Raw genomic sequence first — 20,055 nt, forward strand, 5'->3', positions numbered from 1 at the left:
ATCGTTGTTTACTTTCCACTTCTTTCTTCCTGTGATTTTATTACTTATTTTAGATCTATTGCTTTGTTTTTTGAGAGCTGAACCTTATCTCCCCTGTTCCAGAACGTTTGCAATCTTTGCCATATCAGGAAGTTCATGCATAGGATATTCTTCGAAGAATATAACCTTCTTTTCCTCGTCAATAATAATATTCGCCCTCTGAGAAACCCCTTCTTTTTCTCTGAATATCCCATATGCTCTGGCAACTTCCCCATGAGGCCAGAAGTCAGAAAGAAGCTTGATGTGCGTAATTCCAAGTTCTTTAGCCCAGGCTCTTTTTGAAGGTATGGGATCCACACTTATGCCAAAAGCTACGGTGTTCAGCCTTGTGAACATTTCGTGGTTTTCCTCAAGTGATTTCATCTGTTCTGCACACACGCTTGTCCAGGCAAGTGGATGGAATGATAAAAGAACTTTCTTGCCAGAGAAATCATAGAGATGTACCTCTTTCTGTTTCTGGTCTCTTAACCTGAAGTCCTGAATTTTATCCCCAATTTTAATCTCGCTCATGATATTTCCCCAATTCAATAAAATCGCTTATGTTTAATAAATTGTCTGTCTGCTGACCCGTTTAACACTGCTGACAGTTTAACACCTTTGACAGTGAGAAGTAAAAATTGGAATGAAAAAAGGTTCAAAGCTAGTGTAAAATGTGAAAACAATATGAAAAAAGGTTCAAAGCTAGTGTAAAATGTGAAAACAATATGAAGAAAGGTTCATATTAAAAAATTAAGAAAATAAAAGTAAAAGTGGTATAAATAAAACTAACTAAATAATCAACAGTTATCAAATGATATTAAAAATTTTATTTTTTTCCCTATATAAAGCACATAGTGAATTTGAAACTATGGTAAATTAAATTTTCAATCTTATTTTACTTAGTTCTCCGAGTTTTTTTTCTTGAGAAGACTCTTGCATTTTTCAATTATACTCTTATTATCCGACGTTGGTTTGTCATTATTCATTCTGTTACGTTTCATTTGATCATGTTCTTTACGAGATACTGGTTTAGAGGTTTTTTTGGACATTGTTAAACACCGTTTAAATGTAACAAAATCAATCTTTCTAAGGTTATGTCCGTGAATTGTCAATCAATTATAAAAAATGAGTGTATTTGTTGTTTTTGAATAAACATCGATAGATTTTTACATGTTATTTTTAATAACTGACAGACACTGTTGTTCTTGCCTATTCAAGAGTTGATTCAACAACCTGAAAATATTAGTAACTCTAACCTTTCTTAAGATTGAAATGACATACCATTTACTGTACCACTTAAATATAAGAGTAACGAAAGTTTATGAGAAAATTAATATTCCTTTTCGGATATTGCAAATTTTATAATAAACTCAGTTTCGGATTCTCTTTTTAATTTAAGTTTGCTTCCTAGCTGATTTACAAGGATAACAATTAGCTAAAGGTCAAGAATAGCAGAATCGGCTCAGTTGCAAAAAGTTCAGAACAAGCATGTAAATATATGAATGATGAACAAAAGACAAATATCCAAAGAAAACATAATATTATAGAACTATTCCAAATAGTTGATCAATATATTTAGCTTTATCAAGGCTAAGAGTAACTTAGATTCTGGACCTGCATTTTTACCCATATTCAAAGCTTCAATCCATTTTGACATTTTATTTACGTGTAGGACAAAAACTGAAAGCTTAACACTGGAGCAATTGGACATTTTATGGACCTGTAATGTCGCGCATTAAAGTAAAATAAAGTAAAATAAAATAAAGTAAAGTAAAAAAATAAAAATTAAACGGTTAATGGAATATAAACGAATAAATTATTTTGTAGTTTACGTTAAATAGGGTTTCTACAAGAAACTTCAATTATACCTGGTTTTTGTTATCGAGTTATTTCCACCTGCAGTTACAGTTCTTTTTTGTTACCACTATATAACTTGTTCTTGCTACTGTGTCACTACCTTCATCGTTTGTTACTGTAAGTTTAACAGTATAACTCCCTGCTTTGGAATACTCATGCTTTGGGTTCTGCTTGCTTGAAGTTGTTCCGTCTCCAAAATCCCATTTCCATTTAGTCGGCTCTCCTGTGCTAATATCAGTAAACTTCACACAAAGAGGACCAGAGCCTTTGGTGACATCGCTGGTAAACTGTGCAACAAGAGCGTTTGTATCCTCATAAATATATTGAATGTTATCCTCATCAATATACTGAACACTGTCCTCATCAACATACTCAACATTATCCTCATCAGTATTAGAGGAGACAGCAGTCGGCTTTGTAATCACTATATAATTTGTTCTTGTTACTGTGTCACTACCTTCATCGTTTGTTACTGTAAGTTTAACAGTATAACTCCCTGCTTTGGAATACTCATGCTTTGGGTTCTGCTTGCTTGAGGTTGTTCCGTCTCCAAGATCCCATTTCCATTTAGTCGGCTCTCCTGTGCTAGTATCAGTAAACTTCACACAAAGAGGACCAGAGCCTTTGGTAACATCGCTGGTAAATTGTGCAACAAGAACGTTTGTATCCTCATCAGTGTTCTGAACGTCTGTATCCTCTTCATCAACAGTGTTCTCTTCATCAGTGTTCTGAACGTCTGTATCCTCTTCATCAACAGTATTCTCTTCATTAGTGTTCTGAACGTCTGTATCCTCTTCATCAACAGTGTTCTCTTCATCAGTGTTCTGAGCGTTTGTAGAACTCAGGGCAAGATCCAGAACATTTTCTAATTCTTGTTTGTCCGTGAGTCCAATGATTCTTGCAGTGGATCTATCTTTAGTGACTTCTCCATTTTCCTGCATGTAAGAGTATTTACTGTTCATGACAATTACAGTGGAGTCAGGAATAACATCTCCGGCTCCAAAATAACTTGCAAGTTCAGGGCTCTTATCTATATCTACGGACATGATTGTTGCTTTTCCCTTGTATTCTGTTGCAAGTGCCTGTAAAATAGGCTTCATTTCATTGCAGGATTCGCACCAATCAGCACCAAATTTTAATAAGACCGGGCCTTTTTCAAGGGCAGCGTTTATCTGCCCTAGTTGAGTCACTTCTACAACAGATCCCGTAGTTGCCTGAGAATTAGTGGAGCTTTTTTGTAATTCAGTATAGGTAATAACATTACCTGTTGCTGCACTTGCTGTTGTAATTGTTAATGTTGCTACAAAAAAGACTGCAAGAGAAACTAACAGTAATTTTTTTACTTCATTAAACTGCTGTTTTAACATTTATTCACTCCTTTTTAAGGTTAATAAAAACTTTTGAAAGTTTAGTTAAATAATGTTTATAACATATCAGCATTTGCCATGCTGACGTCTATTAATCTACACTTTTGTTATATAAATGTCGTTTTTAGATAAATAATAAGTTCTTTTTTATTTTTATATCAATTTCTAGACTACGTCATCTCTTATTAGTTTATATTACGCATAAAATATTTTTTATTGTGCAAAGATTCCTACAGGAGTTGTTAACTGAAACAATATTAGTAGAAGCTTATTTTGATAATTACTCTTTACTTCGAATTTCAAAATATGATAATGCAAAATAGGATGTAATTTATAATATTTCACATACAATCTTAAAAAATATAACATTTAGACCCATGTATTTCCCACCATTGTAATGATAAGACACTTTCCAAAATGACAGTTTGCACTAAATAGGTAAAAAGAATTTCCAGAAAAAAATTTTTAATGTAAGTTTAGTTAACCCACATGACAGCTAAACTAAACTTAAAAAAACTAAGCTAACCCAAATGATTCTAAAACAGCAGTTAAGCTATAAAAATAAAAATCACTTATGAAAATGAAACTTGCTTATAAAACCCATTATAAAGCGCAATCTTTGAAAAATAGATTCCTAGTTATCACTGGAAACAAAATAATCTACAATTGAGTCTCTCAAGAAATTAGAAACAATCCTATACGCACAACGATAGGAAATAAGAATTAAAGTGATCTTGCCTAAACGTATCTGTTGCGAAAATAACCAAAAAGGTGAGCTTTGAACTTCAAAAACGAGAAGCCTCGTGCGTGATTTGAACACGCGACCTAGTGATTACAAGTCACTCGCTCTACCGGGCTGAGCCAACGAGGCAATTGGAAAATACTGCGACTTACCTAAATACAATACTCACAGATAAACTTTATGGCCAGATTCTCTATTCGGAAACCAGCCGTCCTTATTTATCTGTAGTCAGTTCTCATTTTTGTCAAGTGCCAGAGGTCACAGTATATAAACTTTATGGAATCTTTTGCTTAGATCTAGCTTAACATTATGTTTTGGGTAACTAATATTCCGTAAAGGAGATATTAAACTGAAGTTAGCGGCATTGAAAAATGACCCTATAGTCATAGAGTGAATTGAGATAACAAATCCTAAAAACAACCGAACACTTACATAAGAGAATTGGAGATTTACACTAAATATACAGCAAGTTTCCAGAGGAATTGATTGCAGAAGCAGAGGAATAACTATCATTTTTTTAAGTTGCAACCATTGCGAAGAGCCAATGCATAAATGTAATGTACATCTTAATACAGTAAAAAAAAGTTATATATGTAAATGTGAGAGTATACTTGCAAACATTTTTGCAATGAATGATAAATATAAGGAGAAATCGTAATGAGTGCAACTTTAGTAAGTCCAGTTTCGGACAATCAAATGTCGGAAAAATCGCTTTCGATGGATGTCCTCGTGCATTTGCAGGATATAGGAGATTTAGTATTCTCTGAAGACGATTTTGCAGGTACGCGTGGTCAATCTCGACGCTTAGAAGGGTTCCAACTTTCTTTCAATCCTCCAAAGGATGGCCTGAGCATGCAATACATGGCACACCTTGAAAACATTGGAGATGTGCAATGGGTAACAGAAGGAAATTTTGTCGGCACACGCGGCCAGAGTAGACGGCTCGAAGGTTTTGCTATTAAATTAACCGGTAAACTTGCCCCTCAATTCACTGTACAATATATGGCTCACCTTCAGGGCATAGGAGATTCCGGCTGGTTTAGTGATGGGGAGTTTTGTGGTACACGCGGTCAGAGTAGACGTGTTGAAGGAATCCGCGTTAGAGTACTTAGAAAATAATCGATTCATCGTAAAATAAAACGAATTCTTTTTTCCATGCATAGTTTTTGTCATGAAAACTATGCATTTACAATATTATTTTGAAACCACTTATTTGTTTGAGAAAAACAGAAAGTATTGGGTTTAGTTTTCTCATAAACTACCCATAAAAAATGTAGCTGAAAAAAGAGACGGAATGTTGAATCCTCACCCTTATTTAGAGCTCGTGTTTATCTTTTTTACTTTCTTTTATACAAAAACACAGCAAGCATTCGGTTAATTCTTATAAAAGTATTAAAACAGGCATTTTTGCCTCCATTGGCAGCAATTTTTGAGTTTTGCGTTTGTTCAGGTGTGAGCTAAACATATGGTTATCGAAGAGAAACATAGTCTTTTTAAAAATCTAAAATTAGGTAACAGTTTTCAAAAATAATTAAATAATCTTTTGAATGATGTAAACAAAAACACACTTATGTATTTAACAGCAACGTTTTCATTTGCCAAGTTGACAAAATTCATAAAAAGGATCAATATTCGTTTAAAAAAATCGATATCAGTTTTAAAAAAATCAATATTCGCTTAAAGAGAGCATTGTATAATTGTATTAAAATGAAATTTAAACTTATAATTTCTGTTAATCTATAGTGTTTTTATGTGCTTGAAAACAGGCAAAACAAAGAGATCATTGAGAGTAGCTAAGGGAGCACAGGAAAAGAAAAAGACTTCATGAGATATGAAAAAGAAAATTTATGAGGCTTAATCATGGATCGAAGACAACGTTTTGAAAAATATGACTGGTTAATCTCAAAAACTCAAAGCATACTTAAACACTACAGTTGTCCTGAATCATGTAATGCGAGTTGCTGCAAACATCACATTGTTGATTTTCACAGAAAAGAATATGAAAAAGTCTTAAAAAACGTAGATAGAAAAAGTGCAGACATTTTAAAGTCGAATACAGTAAAATCAGAATTGGAAGGATGTTATAAAGCAATAAATGCTGTCGATCAATGCCCATTATTGATAAACTCAAAATGCAGAATATATGATAATAGGCCGGAAGCGTGTAGAACTTTTCCTTTTGTAGTTTTTCAGGATTCGGATATAGGATTTGGTTTAACGTTGTTACTATGTCCGATGTCTGTTAACATAATTCACGACTATGCACAATGGTATAAACCAATAAACTCAACAATGTATAGTCAATTAAATTCTATGTATGAACATTATAAAAACATAGACAAAAATAATGATTTTTGTGTTCAGATGAAAGAACAGAATTTAGATTCATTCATAGAATTCTTGAAAAAAAGTAACCATTAGTTATTCCTTTTTATACAGTCCTTGTTGCATAATCCTTATTATGTAATTTTTTTGCAATTCATTATACGTAACCCTTCTTGCGTAATTCATTGTACGTAACCCTTCTTGCGAATTCATTGTACGTAACCCTTTTTGCGCAACCTGTTTTGTATAGTGTTCAGAAGAAAGGCAAGTATTGTTTTACAATAGTACACTCGTTTTAATTGTCATATACCAAAAGTTTGATGCAAGAGTGTAATTCGAACGCACGAACATCTAACCAATATATATTATTAACCGAAGGTATAATATACCGCTTAAGATGTGGCAGGAAATCGCAAAATACGGGCGCAAACTGGTTGAACACGGGCTTGTCGAATCCAACTTCGGAAATATCAGCCTCAGAGCTGGTGACAGGATGCTTATTACCCGGACAGGTGCCGCACTTGACGAAATTACAGAGAATAACGTTGTTGAAGTTGATGTTTGGGGCACTTCTTCCCTGGATATAATCGCATCTTCCGAAGCCATTGTACATAGAGAGATTTACAGGCAAACCTCAGCGCTTGCAGTTATTCACGCCCATGCTCCGTATGCAGTTGTTGAGTCCTTGCTTGCAGGCTCTGAAGGAAGAATTTCACCGGTAGATAGTGAAGGGCAGTACTTCTTAGGAGAAATTCCTGTCGTCGGAGGAGGAATAGGCAGCCGTGAACTTGCAGGAAATCTAGCAAATGCACTCTCAAAGTATAGAGGTGCTATAGTTTACAGTCACGGGACTTTTGCAATTGGGAAAACACTTGGAGATGCCTATATAGTAACCACGCAGCTTGAACATTCCTGCAAAGTTAAGTACCTGTACGAATGTGCAAAAGCAGAAAAAGGAAATAAGTAAACTTATCTGTTGAGTAAGTGGACAACCATACAGCTTAAGTATAAATATAAACAAGCAGGTAAACACAGAAAAGAATAAGTGAGCAAATCCAACCTGAATACCGAGTAAGATAAGGCGCCTGTTTCGGGGCGGCTTTCTGTTACGGGTATCACCTAAAGAAAAAACTCGAGTACCATGACATTTAACACCCTGAGACCTTTTGCCTCAAAAATCATCGACCCACTAGCAGAGTATTTTGTTAGATATGAGGTCTCACCCAACACGGTTTCCATAGCTTCCCTTATCTGTGCATTTTTTGCAGGATTATGTTTTTATTACTCACCTGCATCCAGGGAATTTATCCTGCTGGCAGGCATCCTGGTAATACTTAACTCAATCTTTGATGCCCTTGATGGGGTAATTGCACGGAAGTCAAATAGGGCAACCCCAAGAGGTGACTTTCTGGATCATGTTATTGATCGTTACTCGGATATTTTTATAATATGCGGCATATTTTTTGCAGGTTATGTTTCCTGGCAGTTAGGAGTTACGGCAATTGTAGGTGTGCTGCTTACAAGCTATCTCGGGACCCAGGCTCAAGCGCTCAGCCTCGGAAGATACTATGGAGGAATTATGGGTAGGGCTGACCGGCTTGTAGTCATAATTCTCGCAGCCTTCGGCAACTTTGCCTTTTCAGTGCCGATTGCAGGTTTTTCAATTCTCGGTTGGGCTGTCATTTTGATCGCTGTAACCAGTCACATAACAGCAGTCCAGAGAATCTATTATATATGGGAAAAACTGCAATAACAACATCCTTTTTTAATAATTTTGTAAATTTAATTTTGTTTCAATTACAATTCTGTTTCAATTATAATTCTATTTCAATTATAATTCTGTTTCAATTATAATTCTGTTTCAATTATAATTCTGTTTCAATTATAATTCTGTTTCAATTATGATTTTATTTCAATTCATTATTTCAATTGATTATTTCAGTTCACTATTTCAAGTAACAGAGATTTATCTCAAGCCTGAACATAGGTTCATATGGTAAATAAGTTAATGTAACAAAAATACAGTTATCTGGCTATGTCATCTCAAGGAAAACTGTATGAGTATCTGGACCATACTGCAGATATCAAGTTTCAGGCTTACGGAAAAACGAAGGAAGAAGTGTTTGAAAATGCGGCTCTGGCTATGTTCAATGTTATAATTGATACCGAAAAAATCTCAGGAGACACCGTAAGAGAAATTTTCCTTAAGTCACCGGACCTGGAATCCCTGCTTGTGGACTGGCTTTCTGAACTTCTATATCTCTTTGAAGTTGATGAAATCGTTTTTAAGGAGTTTCGTATTGAGAAGATCAGGGAAGAAAAGGATGAATACTCAATAACAGCTCAGGTACTGGGTGAGAAATATTATCTCGAAAACCTCCCCTTTGAGACTGAAATTAAGGCTGTCACCTATAACCAGTTAGAAATAACGAAAGATGCTGACGGCTGGAAGGCCCAGGTTGTTGTTGATATTTAAGGAAGCAGAAGTTTCTTTCTGTTCTCTGATACGGCTATTTTTTCTCTAACTTATTTGTACCATGCATATCTTCATGTATAGGAATTATTATCCTATTCTACACTAAATATCTCAAGTATTATAAATATCTAAAATATATCTCAGTTTATCTAGTCCTGAACTGATTCAATCATATTAGATCAACTTGGTTATAAGGAATTGATTTTAATCAGGCGTTTCCAAATTTAGTGGATTATTCATTATGGCTTTAATCTAGCCTAACACAATGCATTTGATCATATTTCCAAAGTAATTTGCATAACTCTAGGGAAACAGAAGGTAAATTAGTAGCTCCAGAATTACATCTAAAGTAAAAGGAGCAGGGAGCATAAATTATGGTAGAAAGTGAAGATATAACTATCGAAGAATTAAGCACGGAAAATACACGGGAGGATGTAAAGGGTATGGTCAGGAAGCTTTCCGAAAACGAGTGGGAGATTCCTGTCGAGCACATCCCGAACATGCGAGTTCCGGGCCGTCTGTTTGTATCCGAAAGTTTGCTTGAAGGCATTGAACCAGGGACTATTGACCAGATTGCAAATGTATCAACCCTCCCTGGCATTCAGAAGTACTCCATGGCAATGCCTGATGCTCATCTTGGCTATGGCTTTGCTATAGGAGGAGTTGCCGCTTTTGATGTAGAAGAAGGGATTATTAGCCCTGGTGGGGTTGGTTTTGATATCAACTGCGGAGTAAGGCTTATTCGCACTAACCTTCAGAAAGAAGAGGTAGTTCCGAATATAAAGAGATTAACTGACGAACTTTTTAGTAATGTACCTGCAGGTGTTGGTTCCAAAAGCCGACTCCGAGCATCGGACAAGGAACTGGACAGTGCTTTTCTTGAGGGAGCAAGATGGGCTGTAGAAGCCGGATATGGCGTAGAGGCTGACTTTGAGCACTGTGAGGCAAACGGATATATGGAAGGAGCTGACCCTTCCCAGGTAAGCACAAAAGCCAGAAATAGAGGAAAACCTCAGTTAGGAACTCTTGGAAGTGGCAACCATTTTCTTGAGGTTCAGTATGTTGATAAAATCTATGATCAGGAGATAGCATCAACCTTTGGGCTTCAAGAAGGTCAGGTTACGGTAATGGTTCACTGCGGGTCAAGGGGTGCAGGACACCAGATCTGTACTGACCATCTGAAGGAACTCTCTCAGGCCGTAAAGAACTATAAAATTGAGATTCCGGACAAACAACTTGCCTGTGCCCCTGCCCAGTCAAAGGAAGCCCAGAACTATTTTAAAGCTATGCTCTGTGCTGCAAATTATGCATGGGCAAACCGTCAGATAATAACTCACTGGACAAGAGAATCGTTTGAAAAAGTATTTGGGAGAGATGCTGACGACCTGGGCATGGATCTGCTTTATGACGTTGCTCACAACGTAGCAAAACTTGAGAAACATATCGTGGACGGCAGGAAAAAAGAGGTATACGTGCACAGGAAAGGAGCAACAAGAGCCTTTCCTTCAGGGCATCCCGAAGTCCCGGCCGTGTATAGGGATGTAGGTCAGCCGGTACTGATTCCTGGAAGCATGGGAACTCCTTCATTTATATTGTGTGGTTCAGAAGAATCAATGAATATTTCTTTTGGTAGTGCCTGTCATGGGGCTGGCAGGGTCATGAGCAGAGCACATGCAAAGAAAGAATTTCGCGGACAGAGCATAAAAGAAAACCTTGAAGCTCGGGGCATTACAGTAAGAGCTACCCATCCTTCAGTCATTGCAGAGGAAGCTCCGGATGTATACAAGTCCAGTAGCAAAGTGGTAAATGTCGTACACGAACTCGGCATTGCTCGTAAGGTCGCAAAAGTTCTTCCTCTAGGGGTTACAAAAGGCTAACTAAAGATAAAAACGCCGAATTTAGACAAACGTAGAAATTATAGACTCAGACACGGAATAAAGCTTCTACGGGAACTTAAGATCTATGAGAACTTAAGATCTATGAGAACTTAAGATCTATGAGAACTTAGTCTATAGGCTAAAGTTTTAACCCTCAATTTTTAATTTTTAATTTTTTAAAAAGTCTTTAAAATTTTAGCTGTCTCCTGATTCTGGTCAGTAAATCTATGAACTCAATAGATGTGTGAACTCAAATAAATCTGTGAATTTCTTCAGGTTATTAGGGTCAGATTATTTGGATTCTTCCGTTGACTCCATCAAATATAAATTTGAATTGTCAGATTCTTGTCCCTGGAAGAATCGGAACACAATCATGCTTGAATACGAAAGTGTCTCGAAAGGCGTGCCATTTTCGAGGAATATGTTTGAAAAATATTTAATAAGATTACGAATAACCCTTTCGTCTTTGAAGTCATGGAAAATAGTTACTGATTCATTTCCAGGTTCAAGGGAAATTTCTATATTTTTTACAAGCTGGGTTGAAAGATACATTTTTCGGAACTGGACCAGCAAATCAGGAAGAGTCATGTCACTTACCGACTGCTTGCAAAGGCGCTCAAGAATTTTTGTCGGGTTTGGGACTTCGCCAGTTGCAAAAATTTCAAACTGGCTCCGGTGAAGAGTCACGAGATTGAATCTCTCAGCATTATAGGTGTACATGAGCTGAGTCCAGAATTCAGTATTATCGTCCAATTCCTTACATAAAATATCAAGATATCCAAAATGCTTCCGGATTCCGGGCATTATCTCGTTCGATGAGATAGAAGTGTTTCTTTTGAAAGAAATCTGAGTCGAGTTTGATCTCCTGAAAACGTGCTCAACGTCAAGCTGTTTCCATCTGGAAAGGAAATGAGCCACCAACTGGGCAAAAAAGTCTCTACTATGGACGGTCGAATTGGAAATAAGTACCAGTGCAGACTCAGGGTTATTTATATCTTCGCACTTTATGGAAGTTCGAATTACCCATTGATAACTTCTAGAAACTCTGTTGAGATAATCTTCAAGTTGTTTCATATTCTGAATCTCAAACGGATTGATAAGCTCATTAACAAGCTCCTCATCCGTAAGCCTGCCCCTGGTACACCTGAACAGCCATTCAAGCATCGTTTTATTTATAACGATATTTTCTCCGTTCTGGATAGTCTCGTTTAATTCTTCTTTCGCAGGGGTTTCTTTTAAGAATCGGATTGCTTCATCAATACTTTTATGATATAAGAGAGCCGTATCCGAAACTTCAATGGTATCCCTGACTGCAGCACTCAAATTCCCGTTATTGGCATCCAGAAGGGGCTGTAACTTTTTAAGGTATTTATCATCCAGGGAAATGTTCTTTCTGATTAGCATATTTTCACCCGATAAATCCGGTTTCCTGGCTATTTATGCTATGATCCGTTTTGATGCCCGTAAAATCAGGACTTTTTGTGGTTTCTGGTTGACGTTTAGAAAAACATTTTTTCTAAAGAAGTAAACCGCGAATCCTAAAAGTTCTTATTTAGAGCTCTAGTTATGGTACTGGTAAGTGCTACCGAATATTAAATCTTTCTATTTATTACTACTCTTTGATGATTAGGATTAAAAGATGTTCCATCCAAAGTCCCAATTAATTAAAATATAATACAATATTGGCATACCTACGAATTCCATAGAATTGTCTGATGTATATTTTTGTATACTATCCTACTTTTGAAACTTAGTTAAATTTTTATAGCGTTGAGCTAAAGACTTGACAAACAACCAGAAACGAATGGCACGGGTTCACAACACTTTATATATATATGTACAGAGAGTGTACAATATGTAAATAAGAAACATTGGGATGTAAGTCGGACTGCTATAACCTGGAAGATCGCATTATTGATTTCACCCTATCCTTACAGTTTGTATAACCTTCCATTATTTACCCTAATTTAATTTCAAGGGCATAGGTTGACATGTTCAAAATCCGTGAGTTTCTTAGTAGATTGTATAGATCCTGCTCAAGTACAGGGTAAAAACTCACAGGTTATTACAATTGTCCTGAAAACTCACAATCTTCAGAGGCGATAACGGTCCCAAAAAGCGAGTTTGGGAGTGGATTAATAAGTACCTGGCAGGTTCCAACGGACTATCTAGCCAGCCAGGGACTTTTCTCCTGAAGAAAGACAAAACTTTTTAATATAATCATATTTTCCGTTCTAGCTCACATATAGACCCTATTTCCCAAAATTCATGAATATTTCGATAAACTTGATTTTTATAAATTGATTATATAATAAATAGAACAGATTCGACAGAGATTGATATTTATTGAAATTCTCCCATATATCTCCTATTTAATTGGTATCATGTTTTCTCTGGCTTGTCAAAACATCTTTTATTTTTTAGGTTTACAGGGACATTATGTTTTAAAGTAAACAAACGAAATGTTTTGAATTAAATAGTCAGCTTTTTCTAAAAGTATTTAGGTAGTATAAATAGATTCTGAAAGTCTGTACAGAAAATAAAGGTAAAAAAATCCAGAAGCGATATAGAGAATAAAGACAGAAGACAATATCCAGAAGTAAGTGCAGAAAACAAAGATAAGAGATTCCAGAAGTAGGTATAGAGAATAAAGACAGAAAAAACAATAGGAAAACAAAGATAGAAAGTCAAGAAAAATAAGAACATGAAAGTGAGAGAGCTAGAAAAACCTTTTAAAAGAAGAAAAAGCAAAGGAAAATTTCCTCTGCTTTTGAGTCCTGAGACTCTCTGTAATTTTCTCCTTTTTATTTATGTCAGCTTGGTTACCGGGTGGTTTGCCAGGTCTGCGATCTCTACACCAATTTCTTTTGCAGTTTCACCGAGCATAATGTCAACCATTGCAACAGCTGGGAAAATCTGGTTAACATTCTCGATCGGACCGTAGAGCAGGTAGTCGGAACCTGCAATCTGAGCTACCAGGTTAGTACCAATGTCTGCAGGCATGTAGATTGCCTTGGGGTCAGGCTGGGTTTTCTTGAACTTGCGGAGCCAGTCCCATGCAGAAGCCATGTTGTGGTATCCACCACCGATCGGCAATCCGAACTTTGCTTTCAGTGTGGGTATTGAACGGATTGTTGCACCTGAGCCTGCACCGAGGGGCATGGCTGCAACATCGATAATTGGATACTTTATTCCACATTCTTTTGCGACCTGGAGCATACCCTTGGTCTGTCCAGAACCGCCTACTTCAAGGATATCAACCTTTCCTTTTACGGTAGGGTCAGTTGCGTTGAAGGCAAGGACGATTGCAGCTGATACGTCGCTTTCTGTGAGGATATCGATTTCTTCCTGTTCAATACTTGCATTGATCGAGTTGTGGATTGCCCTGTCTGCAACACCTATTTCGGTACAGTGCTGAGCTGCGGCTGCACGCACATTTCCGGCTGAAGAGTCAATCAGGAAAGGTGTCCTGTCGTCAATCTCAATGAACCAATCAATATAGCGCTTGATCGCTTCAGGGGTTTCCCCTACAATCTGGTTTACATAAGGGAGCCCTGTGGCATCGCTCAGTGAAACCTGAGTATTCCAGAGGGTTTCTGCAGCTGCTCTGTCGAAGATACCCTTGTCTTCATCGGTCACAATCTTGTGCCTTGCATAGAACATAGTACTGACTAACACGGTTGGGTTTTCACCCGGCTGTCCGCCGAATTTAACTCCGCCGATTTCAAAAACTTCCTGTTTCTTGTCAAACTTGAACATTTTGATCCCTCACTTACATGAACATTGATGATACCACGGTATATATCAGGAAGAGTAGCAGGCCAATAACTCCGCCGTAAAGAATTCCAATATCCCTTCCTACTTTCTTTCCGATTTTTTGTGCAACTTCACTGTTGACAAACTCAATCTTTTCATCGATCTTATCGAGCCTTTTCATTACTTCGTTAAATTCACCTGGCTCTACAAATGCTGCTGGTGCTTTTCCATCCATATTCTTCACCTCACCAGACAAGTAACGGGAGTACAATGATCATCAGCAGCGAAAAGATGAAACCTGCTGCAAAGCCAATTACTCCGGTGGCCGCAACCCCGGAGTCCAGCTTCTGGTTTCTCGCAATCAACTGTGCTCTATATCGAATGCTCTCAACAGTAGCATCAATTGCACCCATCTGAGGGGCAAGCACCATTGGGACGCCTTTGTCGTATTCTTCTGCCATTTTCATTACCTCCCTAGCAGTAATAATCCAAGCAGGGATATGGTTATTGTCAACCCTATCATGGCACCTTCGATCTTTCCTGCGTGAACACCTGAGTGGAACTTGTTCAAGTTTCCTATATCCATCATGCGGGCTTCAATTGCTTTCAGTCTGCTCCGGATAACTGCAATTTCCCCGGAGACCGGTCTGACAGCGCCGCCCTCTTCTTCTTCTCCACCCTCTTCACTGATTTCCACAACCAGTGGTTCTGCCTCAAACGCACCCGGATCTTTTGAGGCCAGTTCTCTAACTTTGGAGGTAATAGCACCCATATCCTCGGTATCCAGAAGGTTGACAACCTGAACCTGTTGCTGGAAGCGAGCAATTGCATCTGCATTCAGGTTTTCCACATATGGAATTGCACCTGTTGCCCCTGCAATCCTGTTTTCTTTTACACCGTTTGCATGGAGGGCCATAATTGATTGTCCGGTAATGTGCCCTTTGACTTCAGAGCCAGTCACAAGCAGGTATCTGATGTTAGGATTTGAGATGACGTGAGCAACTACCTTTTCGATACCGAGATTTTCGGTCTTACATGATCCGGTAACGGCTGCACCTGCATCAAGGACTGGCTTTCCCGGAAGGTGGGACCCGCAGGTAATTACAAGTACACAGTTCTTGGCATCGCCTACTTCATATTCTCCTTTCAGGATAGGCCATCCTGGGGCTGGTTCTCTCTTATCTGCCATTTTACACCACCCCTTTCATCAAACTTGATATATATATGATAAGGGCAAGTAACCCGCTGAAGGCAAGACCTATAACGACTCCGTAAAAAGTGTTTCCGTAAAATCCTGCCATATAGGAGGTGTTCTCACGCCCTGGCCAGGAACTAAGGAGTGGTTTGCTGGGCGAAAGGGAATTCAGCAGATCATCTGCGACTGCATCCAGTTTGTCCATTCTCTCAAACACTGGTTCCATGGAGTACTGAATCGAGTCTTTCCGTTCCTGTGTCACGGTTCCCGTGTCCGGGTCCAGAACTAAATTTATCTCGGGAGCTATTCTAACCATGCTCATTGTAGTTCCTCCGAACTTGGCAACAGACCGGTTCCAACGACTGCGTATGCGTCTCTCTTAATAAGTGCGTAATGCTTGCTGAAAGCAAAGTACCAGATGACAATGCCTACAAACATGTTTAAGCCAGCAGCCATTAATCCTTCATGAAGTGAAGAGGCAAAGCCTGCAATTATTAATGCAATTGCTCCCTTCTCAACAGCAAGCATAAGGGTTCTGTCCTGTTTCTCATCAGGTCCCAGGCTAGCATTGAAGGGGTGAAGGATTCCCATACCACCTATTATAAAGATCAGTGCAATGTATCCGTTTGCAACGACGTATTGGACAACTGAAGTATAATCGAAGGATCCGGCAATAACAACGCTCAATCCGAGAATTACAAGGGTACCTGCTCCCGCAATCTCTACCATTGCCTGCTCCATAATAGGGATACCCATGCCGATTACTTTGTTCGCAAGGGCACCAATAACACCACCTATAATTGCTGCTACAACGAAAGCAACAATAGGCCCTGCAACGCCTCCAATTGAAAGCCCGAAGAGAGATGCTAAAATACCCATACCAAGAGCAAGCATACCTATTGATGGGACACCTGTACCAAGTCCATAGCTTGCAACACGGCGAACCGCATCAGCACCCCAGACCGTTGCGCAGATTGCCCCAATTCCTCCGAAGAAGGAATATGCTGGAGGCATGAAGTTACCAAGGTATATTCCGGCAAGGCCGCCAACTATACCTATAGCCATTATTGTTTGTGGAGGATAACCGCCTTTGGCTTCTCCTCCTGCTCCACCTGCAGACATTTTAAATACCTCCGAGCTGTGCGATTGCAACTACCGCCACAATGGCGCACAGTATTGTTGCTATGAGGGAAGAAACTACAGCTTTTGGCCATTTTTTGAATTTCGGATCGTGGAACCCTTCAATTGTACCTCCTATGTTATAGGAAGGAATTACAGCGTTCACAAAAAAAATGCCTATTGCAAATATTGCTGCAACTGCTACAAGTGGGTTTCCTGTAACTGCATTGGTAATTCCAGCGCGCTCCAGTCCTACACTCATACCCACTTCAATAAGTGAATAATAAACAAGGGAACCTCCGATTCCACCAAGGCCTCCTCCAATAACTCCGCTCACAAAGCTTACAGTTGGAAGACCGTGCCCTTCAGTACCCTGGGATACATACAGATCCTGCCTGTACTTTGTAATAGGGTCAACTTTTACTTTTGCTGAAGAAGGCACAACACCCACACCATAAACATAGACCAAGGTACCAACGATCATGGTCACAGCGATCATAATCATTGCACCCACCGCACCTGAGGCAAGAATTAGCGGAAGGTTGTCTGTTACGTTCATCATAAAACCTGCGCTAACAAGCCCTGTCAGACCTGCTCCTGCTGCCAGCTGTACTGTACCGGTACCGATACCTGTCGCCTGAGCCATAGCTGCAGGTGCACCACCCACAGGCACGAAGTGGACACTCCAGGAGATAAGAACGCCGCCAATTGTGATTAGGGCCATCCAGATGATATTTCCAAAGAGAGCGTCAATCATGCTGAAGCCTCCTCAGCCTTGTCTTCCTTGTAAGGTCCATATGCTTTGCGGGCTTCGACTTCCATCTTCCAGTTCCAGATAATTAAGATAAGGACAATAATAACACCTGCAACAACAGAAAGCCATCCCATGGTCAGGCCTTTTGCAGGATCAAAAATAGTTGTTACCCAGCTTCCCAGGAATACAGTCATACCAAAAGCAAGTCCTGTGACAGGACCTCCGAACTTGGCACAGAACCAGGAGTTGTCGAAACCATCCCTGAGACCGGATTCGGCATATCTTACAATATTTCCTGAGTTTGAAGCATTCAACCCTGAACCGAACTCAAACTGCTGGAACTCACGTTCTGCACCGTAGTGAACGTCGCCTGTTGACGATCCGATTGCACCTACTGTAATACCCCAGATAAAAGCCAGCATAGTTAGCGGGAAGGGGTGTCCAAGTACAACGGTCATCAAGTATGATACTACTAAAATACAGAAGGTTGTTATGAACGCATATCCCATAATTGCCGGAGTGTGAGCTCTTATCATATCAAGATAAATCGGCTGCTTGAACCGACTCTGACTGGCACATCTACCCATTGTAGAAGTTATCGCAAAAGTACCGTGTACGCATGCTGCAATGAGGGAACCGAATACCAGTGCAAAAAGTGGGGACATCGTAAATTCACTTATTAATACTGTTGCAACGGCTGCACCAATCGAACACATTAATGCATTTGATGGCGGTTCTCCAGATATAGCTTTGTTAAATATTCTGTGGGGAAACATCATTTGGGGAGCTAACTGCACCTGAGAGTTAGGGTTGCTCTGCGAGCCTATATCAGATTCCAGATCTTCCGAGGCACCTGCAATGGTCGCAGCCACTCCGATAAGTGCAAGCACTCCCATGCTTATGAGTGGTTCCATTCATTTTCCTCCTTTTATATTATTACATGTAATAAGGTGGATTCAAAAAACGCTGTATATTTTTTAAATCGTCTGCCATATCATTACAAAGAAATATGATTATGACGCGCGTTAATTTTTTGATTAGAGAGGATCATTCATAAACCTTTCGAAATATGTATGCTTTTAAAATATTATTATATGGGTATATAATATACAATCAATTTTATAAGATAGATGGCGCAGGTGAAAGTACACAAAAACGTATATTTATATAAATAAAAAAATTCTACTTTCTCCAATATAATATAAAGATTCCGATCTTAACCAGTGAATTTTTGCGTTTAGATTTGAAAAATATATGTGGTATTTTTATATTAATGAGTTATTCCGTTGTGGTTATTATAATATTGAGTTTTATAGAATATTTATTATATTAACTTTTTAGTTTATTTAAGGAAAGAAAAAGGTATGTTTTCTGTACCATAAAGTACAAATAATTTAATACTGCATGTGTCTATGAAGAAAGTATATTTATCACAGAAAACTATATAGTTTTTTAAAAGAATATTTATAAATAAAATTGCACTGTTTGCTGGATAACATTTAATTATATATAAATATGTTGGGTGACTTGATAAAATTAATAAAATGAAGGACTGCCTGGCTGCAGTCCAATAAAAATTAATGTATATTTTCAACTTTGTCAAAAAACAAACAATTAATTTTAAAAGTTAACTAACTATATTTATACTGTTGTGAATTTGATTACTGAAGGCTTCAACTGAAGGCTTCAGAAAAGGATTTTTATATTTAGTTTCCTTGATTAATGCGTGATTTTAGGAGCCTCATCATTTGCCGGTTATCCTGGGGACTTGAAAGAACATGTCGAGTTTATAGAATTGTATGTCCCCAAACTTGGAATCTACAGCGGTTCGACACTTGAAATTGAAAAGCTTGATAGAGTACTTGATGAAATCTCAATCTATAATTTTGCAGTTACAGTTCATGCCCCTTACTCTTCAGGAGACTCAAAATATCCTTCAGCTCTCCAGGTTGACACTACAAAAATGGGCAAGAGAGAATTTACACTTATGGAAGAGTCAATCGCGCTTGCAAATCAAGTAGAAGCCCCTGTTGTGGTATTACATCCGGGAAGAATTGGGCCTGACAGGGAAAAATCTTATTACTCTATGATCAAAAACCTCAAAAAACTTGCATCCGTGGCTGATGACTATGGAGTTACTCTGGGCCTTGAAAATAAAGAAAGTACAGATCCTTCGAACTTTTGCTGTGAAGCCGAAGAGCTTTCCCTGGCTATAGAAGCTGTGAACTCCGAACATTTGAAAGCTACCTTTGATATAGGACACGCAAACCTTACCTGTGGAGGAAATCCTGAAAAACTCAAGGAATTTGTCCTAACCTTGAAAAAACATATTATCCATCTTCACCTTCACGATAATAGCGGACAATGGACAGAAAAATACGATGGGGACGAGCACATGGCTCCGGGAGAAGGCTGTGTGGACTTTTCTGTCCTCAAATTGCTTTCGGGATATAGAGGAGTCTATAATTTTGAGGTGTTCTCTCTTGAAGATCTTCTTGTCGGAAAAAAGACCCTTGAGAATGCCTTCAAGCTTTAACATTTGCTAAGTATAAAAAGAGAAATAGATGGG

Annotated in this window: 18 protein-coding genes, 1 tRNA gene and 2 pseudogenes; 7 read left to right on the forward strand and 14 right to left on the reverse strand. The window is 38.4% G+C overall.

What is annotated here, in order from left to right:
- Nucleotides 1-84: 84 nt before the first annotated feature.
- From MSBR3_RS11475 to MSBR3_RS11485, 5 genes and pseudogenes are all read right to left on the reverse strand, one after another.
- Complete coding sequence (locus tag MSBR3_RS11475; protein ID WP_048108271.1) at nt 85-549, reverse strand: peroxiredoxin; 465 nt, start codon at nt 547-549, stop codon at nt 85-87.
- A 1,355-nt stretch (nt 550-1,904) separates the two neighbouring features.
- Nucleotides 1,905-2,300, reverse strand: coding sequence for a PKD domain-containing protein (locus MSBR3_RS21830; protein WP_463605550.1), 396 nt, complete (start codon nt 2,298-2,300; stop codon nt 1,905-1,907).
- Nucleotides 2,286-2,528: pseudogene (locus MSBR3_RS21835) on the reverse strand (PKD domain-containing protein); the annotation flags it as partial. The gene MSBR3_RS21830 and the pseudogene MSBR3_RS21835, both read right to left, overlap by 15 nt.
- Nucleotides 2,529-2,867: 339 nt before the next feature.
- A pseudogene (locus MSBR3_RS21840) lies at nt 2,868-3,242 on the reverse strand (thioredoxin family protein); the annotation flags it as partial.
- A 797-nt stretch (nt 3,243-4,039) separates the two neighbouring features.
- Nucleotides 4,040-4,113 (reverse strand) — tRNA-Thr (locus tag MSBR3_RS11485).
- Between the two features lie 528 nt (nt 4,114-4,641).
- Here MSBR3_RS11485 and MSBR3_RS11490 point away from each other — a divergent pair.
- The 6 genes from MSBR3_RS11490 to MSBR3_RS11515 all read left to right on the forward strand — a co-directional run bounded on the left by MSBR3_RS11490 (nt 4,642) and on the right by MSBR3_RS11515 (nt 10,662).
- Nucleotides 4,642-5,103, forward strand: coding sequence for a hypothetical protein (locus tag MSBR3_RS11490; protein WP_052723381.1), 462 nt, complete (start codon nt 4,642-4,644; stop codon nt 5,101-5,103).
- Nucleotides 5,104-5,844: 741 nt separating this feature from the next.
- Nucleotides 5,845-6,405, forward strand: a complete 561-nt coding sequence (locus MSBR3_RS11495; RefSeq protein WP_048108272.1) for a YkgJ family cysteine cluster protein — start codon at nt 5,845-5,847, stop codon at nt 6,403-6,405.
- A gap of 301 nt (nt 6,406-6,706) precedes the next feature.
- Nucleotides 6,707-7,276, forward strand: a complete 570-nt coding sequence (locus MSBR3_RS11500) for an aldolase (RefSeq protein ID WP_048108273.1) — start codon at nt 6,707-6,709, stop codon at nt 7,274-7,276.
- A 174-nt stretch (nt 7,277-7,450) separates the two neighbouring features.
- A complete protein-coding gene (gene pgsA / locus MSBR3_RS11505; RefSeq protein WP_048108275.1) occupies nt 7,451-8,062 on the forward strand; it encodes an archaetidylinositol phosphate synthase in 612 nt (203 codons plus the stop codon).
- A gap of 282 nt (nt 8,063-8,344) precedes the next feature.
- Nucleotides 8,345-8,785 (forward strand): archease, encoded by a 441-nt coding sequence (locus MSBR3_RS11510; RefSeq protein WP_048108277.1) that lies wholly within the window; start codon nt 8,345-8,347, stop codon nt 8,783-8,785.
- Between the two features lie 374 nt (nt 8,786-9,159).
- Nucleotides 9,160-10,662: an RtcB family protein gene (locus MSBR3_RS11515; protein WP_048108278.1), complete on the forward strand. Its 1,503-nt coding sequence runs from the start codon at nt 9,160-9,162 to the stop codon at nt 10,660-10,662.
- A gap of 291 nt (nt 10,663-10,953) precedes the next feature.
- Here the strand turns inward: MSBR3_RS11515 and MSBR3_RS11520 are convergent, their stop codons facing one another.
- The 9 genes from MSBR3_RS11520 to mtrE all read right to left on the reverse strand — a co-directional run bounded on the left by MSBR3_RS11520 (nt 10,954) and on the right by mtrE (nt 18,400).
- Nucleotides 10,954-12,066, reverse strand: a complete 1,113-nt coding sequence (locus MSBR3_RS11520; protein WP_048108279.1) for a hypothetical protein — start codon at nt 12,064-12,066, stop codon at nt 10,954-10,956.
- A 1,404-nt stretch (nt 12,067-13,470) separates the two neighbouring features.
- On the reverse strand, nt 13,471-14,421 hold the full coding sequence (gene mtrH / locus MSBR3_RS11525) for a tetrahydromethanopterin S-methyltransferase subunit H (RefSeq protein ID WP_048108280.1): 951 nt from the start codon (nt 14,419-14,421) through the stop codon (nt 13,471-13,473).
- 13 nt (nt 14,422-14,434) lie between these two features.
- On the reverse strand, nt 14,435-14,653 hold the full coding sequence (gene mtrG / locus MSBR3_RS11530; RefSeq protein WP_048108282.1) for a tetrahydromethanopterin S-methyltransferase subunit MtrG: 219 nt from the start codon (nt 14,651-14,653) through the stop codon (nt 14,435-14,437).
- A gap of 10 nt (nt 14,654-14,663) precedes the next feature.
- Entirely contained in the window at nt 14,664-14,885 is a 222-nt protein-coding gene (locus MSBR3_RS11535) for a tetrahydromethanopterin S-methyltransferase subunit F (protein ID WP_048108284.1), read from the reverse strand.
- Nucleotides 14,885-15,607, reverse strand: a complete 723-nt coding sequence (gene mtrA / locus MSBR3_RS11540; protein ID WP_048108286.1) for a tetrahydromethanopterin S-methyltransferase subunit A — start codon at nt 15,605-15,607, stop codon at nt 14,885-14,887. The genes MSBR3_RS11535 and mtrA overlap by 1 nt, the downstream gene beginning before the upstream one ends.
- 1 nt (nt 15,608) lies before the next feature.
- Nucleotides 15,609-15,935, reverse strand: coding sequence for a tetrahydromethanopterin S-methyltransferase subunit B (locus MSBR3_RS11545; RefSeq protein ID WP_048108287.1), 327 nt, complete (start codon nt 15,933-15,935; stop codon nt 15,609-15,611).
- The gene (gene mtrC, locus MSBR3_RS11550) at nt 15,932-16,735 is read right to left on the reverse strand and encodes a tetrahydromethanopterin S-methyltransferase subunit MtrC (protein ID WP_048108288.1); all 804 of its coding nucleotides are present in this window, start codon (nt 16,733-16,735) and stop codon (nt 15,932-15,934) included. Before mtrC ends, MSBR3_RS11545 begins: the two co-directional genes overlap by 4 nt.
- A 1-nt stretch (nt 16,736) precedes the next feature.
- Nucleotides 16,737-17,489, reverse strand: a complete 753-nt coding sequence (gene mtrD, locus MSBR3_RS11555) for a tetrahydromethanopterin S-methyltransferase subunit D (protein WP_048108290.1) — start codon at nt 17,487-17,489, stop codon at nt 16,737-16,739.
- Complete coding sequence (mtrE, locus tag MSBR3_RS11560) at nt 17,486-18,400, reverse strand: tetrahydromethanopterin S-methyltransferase subunit E (RefSeq protein WP_048108291.1); 915 nt, start codon at nt 18,398-18,400, stop codon at nt 17,486-17,488. The genes mtrD and mtrE overlap by 4 nt, the downstream gene beginning before the upstream one ends.
- A gap of 812 nt (nt 18,401-19,212) precedes the next feature.
- On the opposite strand from mtrE, the gene MSBR3_RS11565 reads away from it, so the two are divergent.
- The gene (locus tag MSBR3_RS11565; RefSeq protein ID WP_048108293.1) at nt 19,213-20,022 is read left to right on the forward strand and encodes a sugar phosphate isomerase/epimerase family protein; all 810 of its coding nucleotides are present in this window, start codon (nt 19,213-19,215) and stop codon (nt 20,020-20,022) included.
- Nucleotides 20,023-20,055 lie beyond the last annotated feature (33 nt).

The sequence above is a fragment of the Methanosarcina barkeri 3 genome (genome assembly GCF_000970305.1).
Lineage (GTDB): Archaea > Halobacteriota > Methanosarcinia > Methanosarcinales > Methanosarcinaceae > Methanosarcina > Methanosarcina barkeri_A.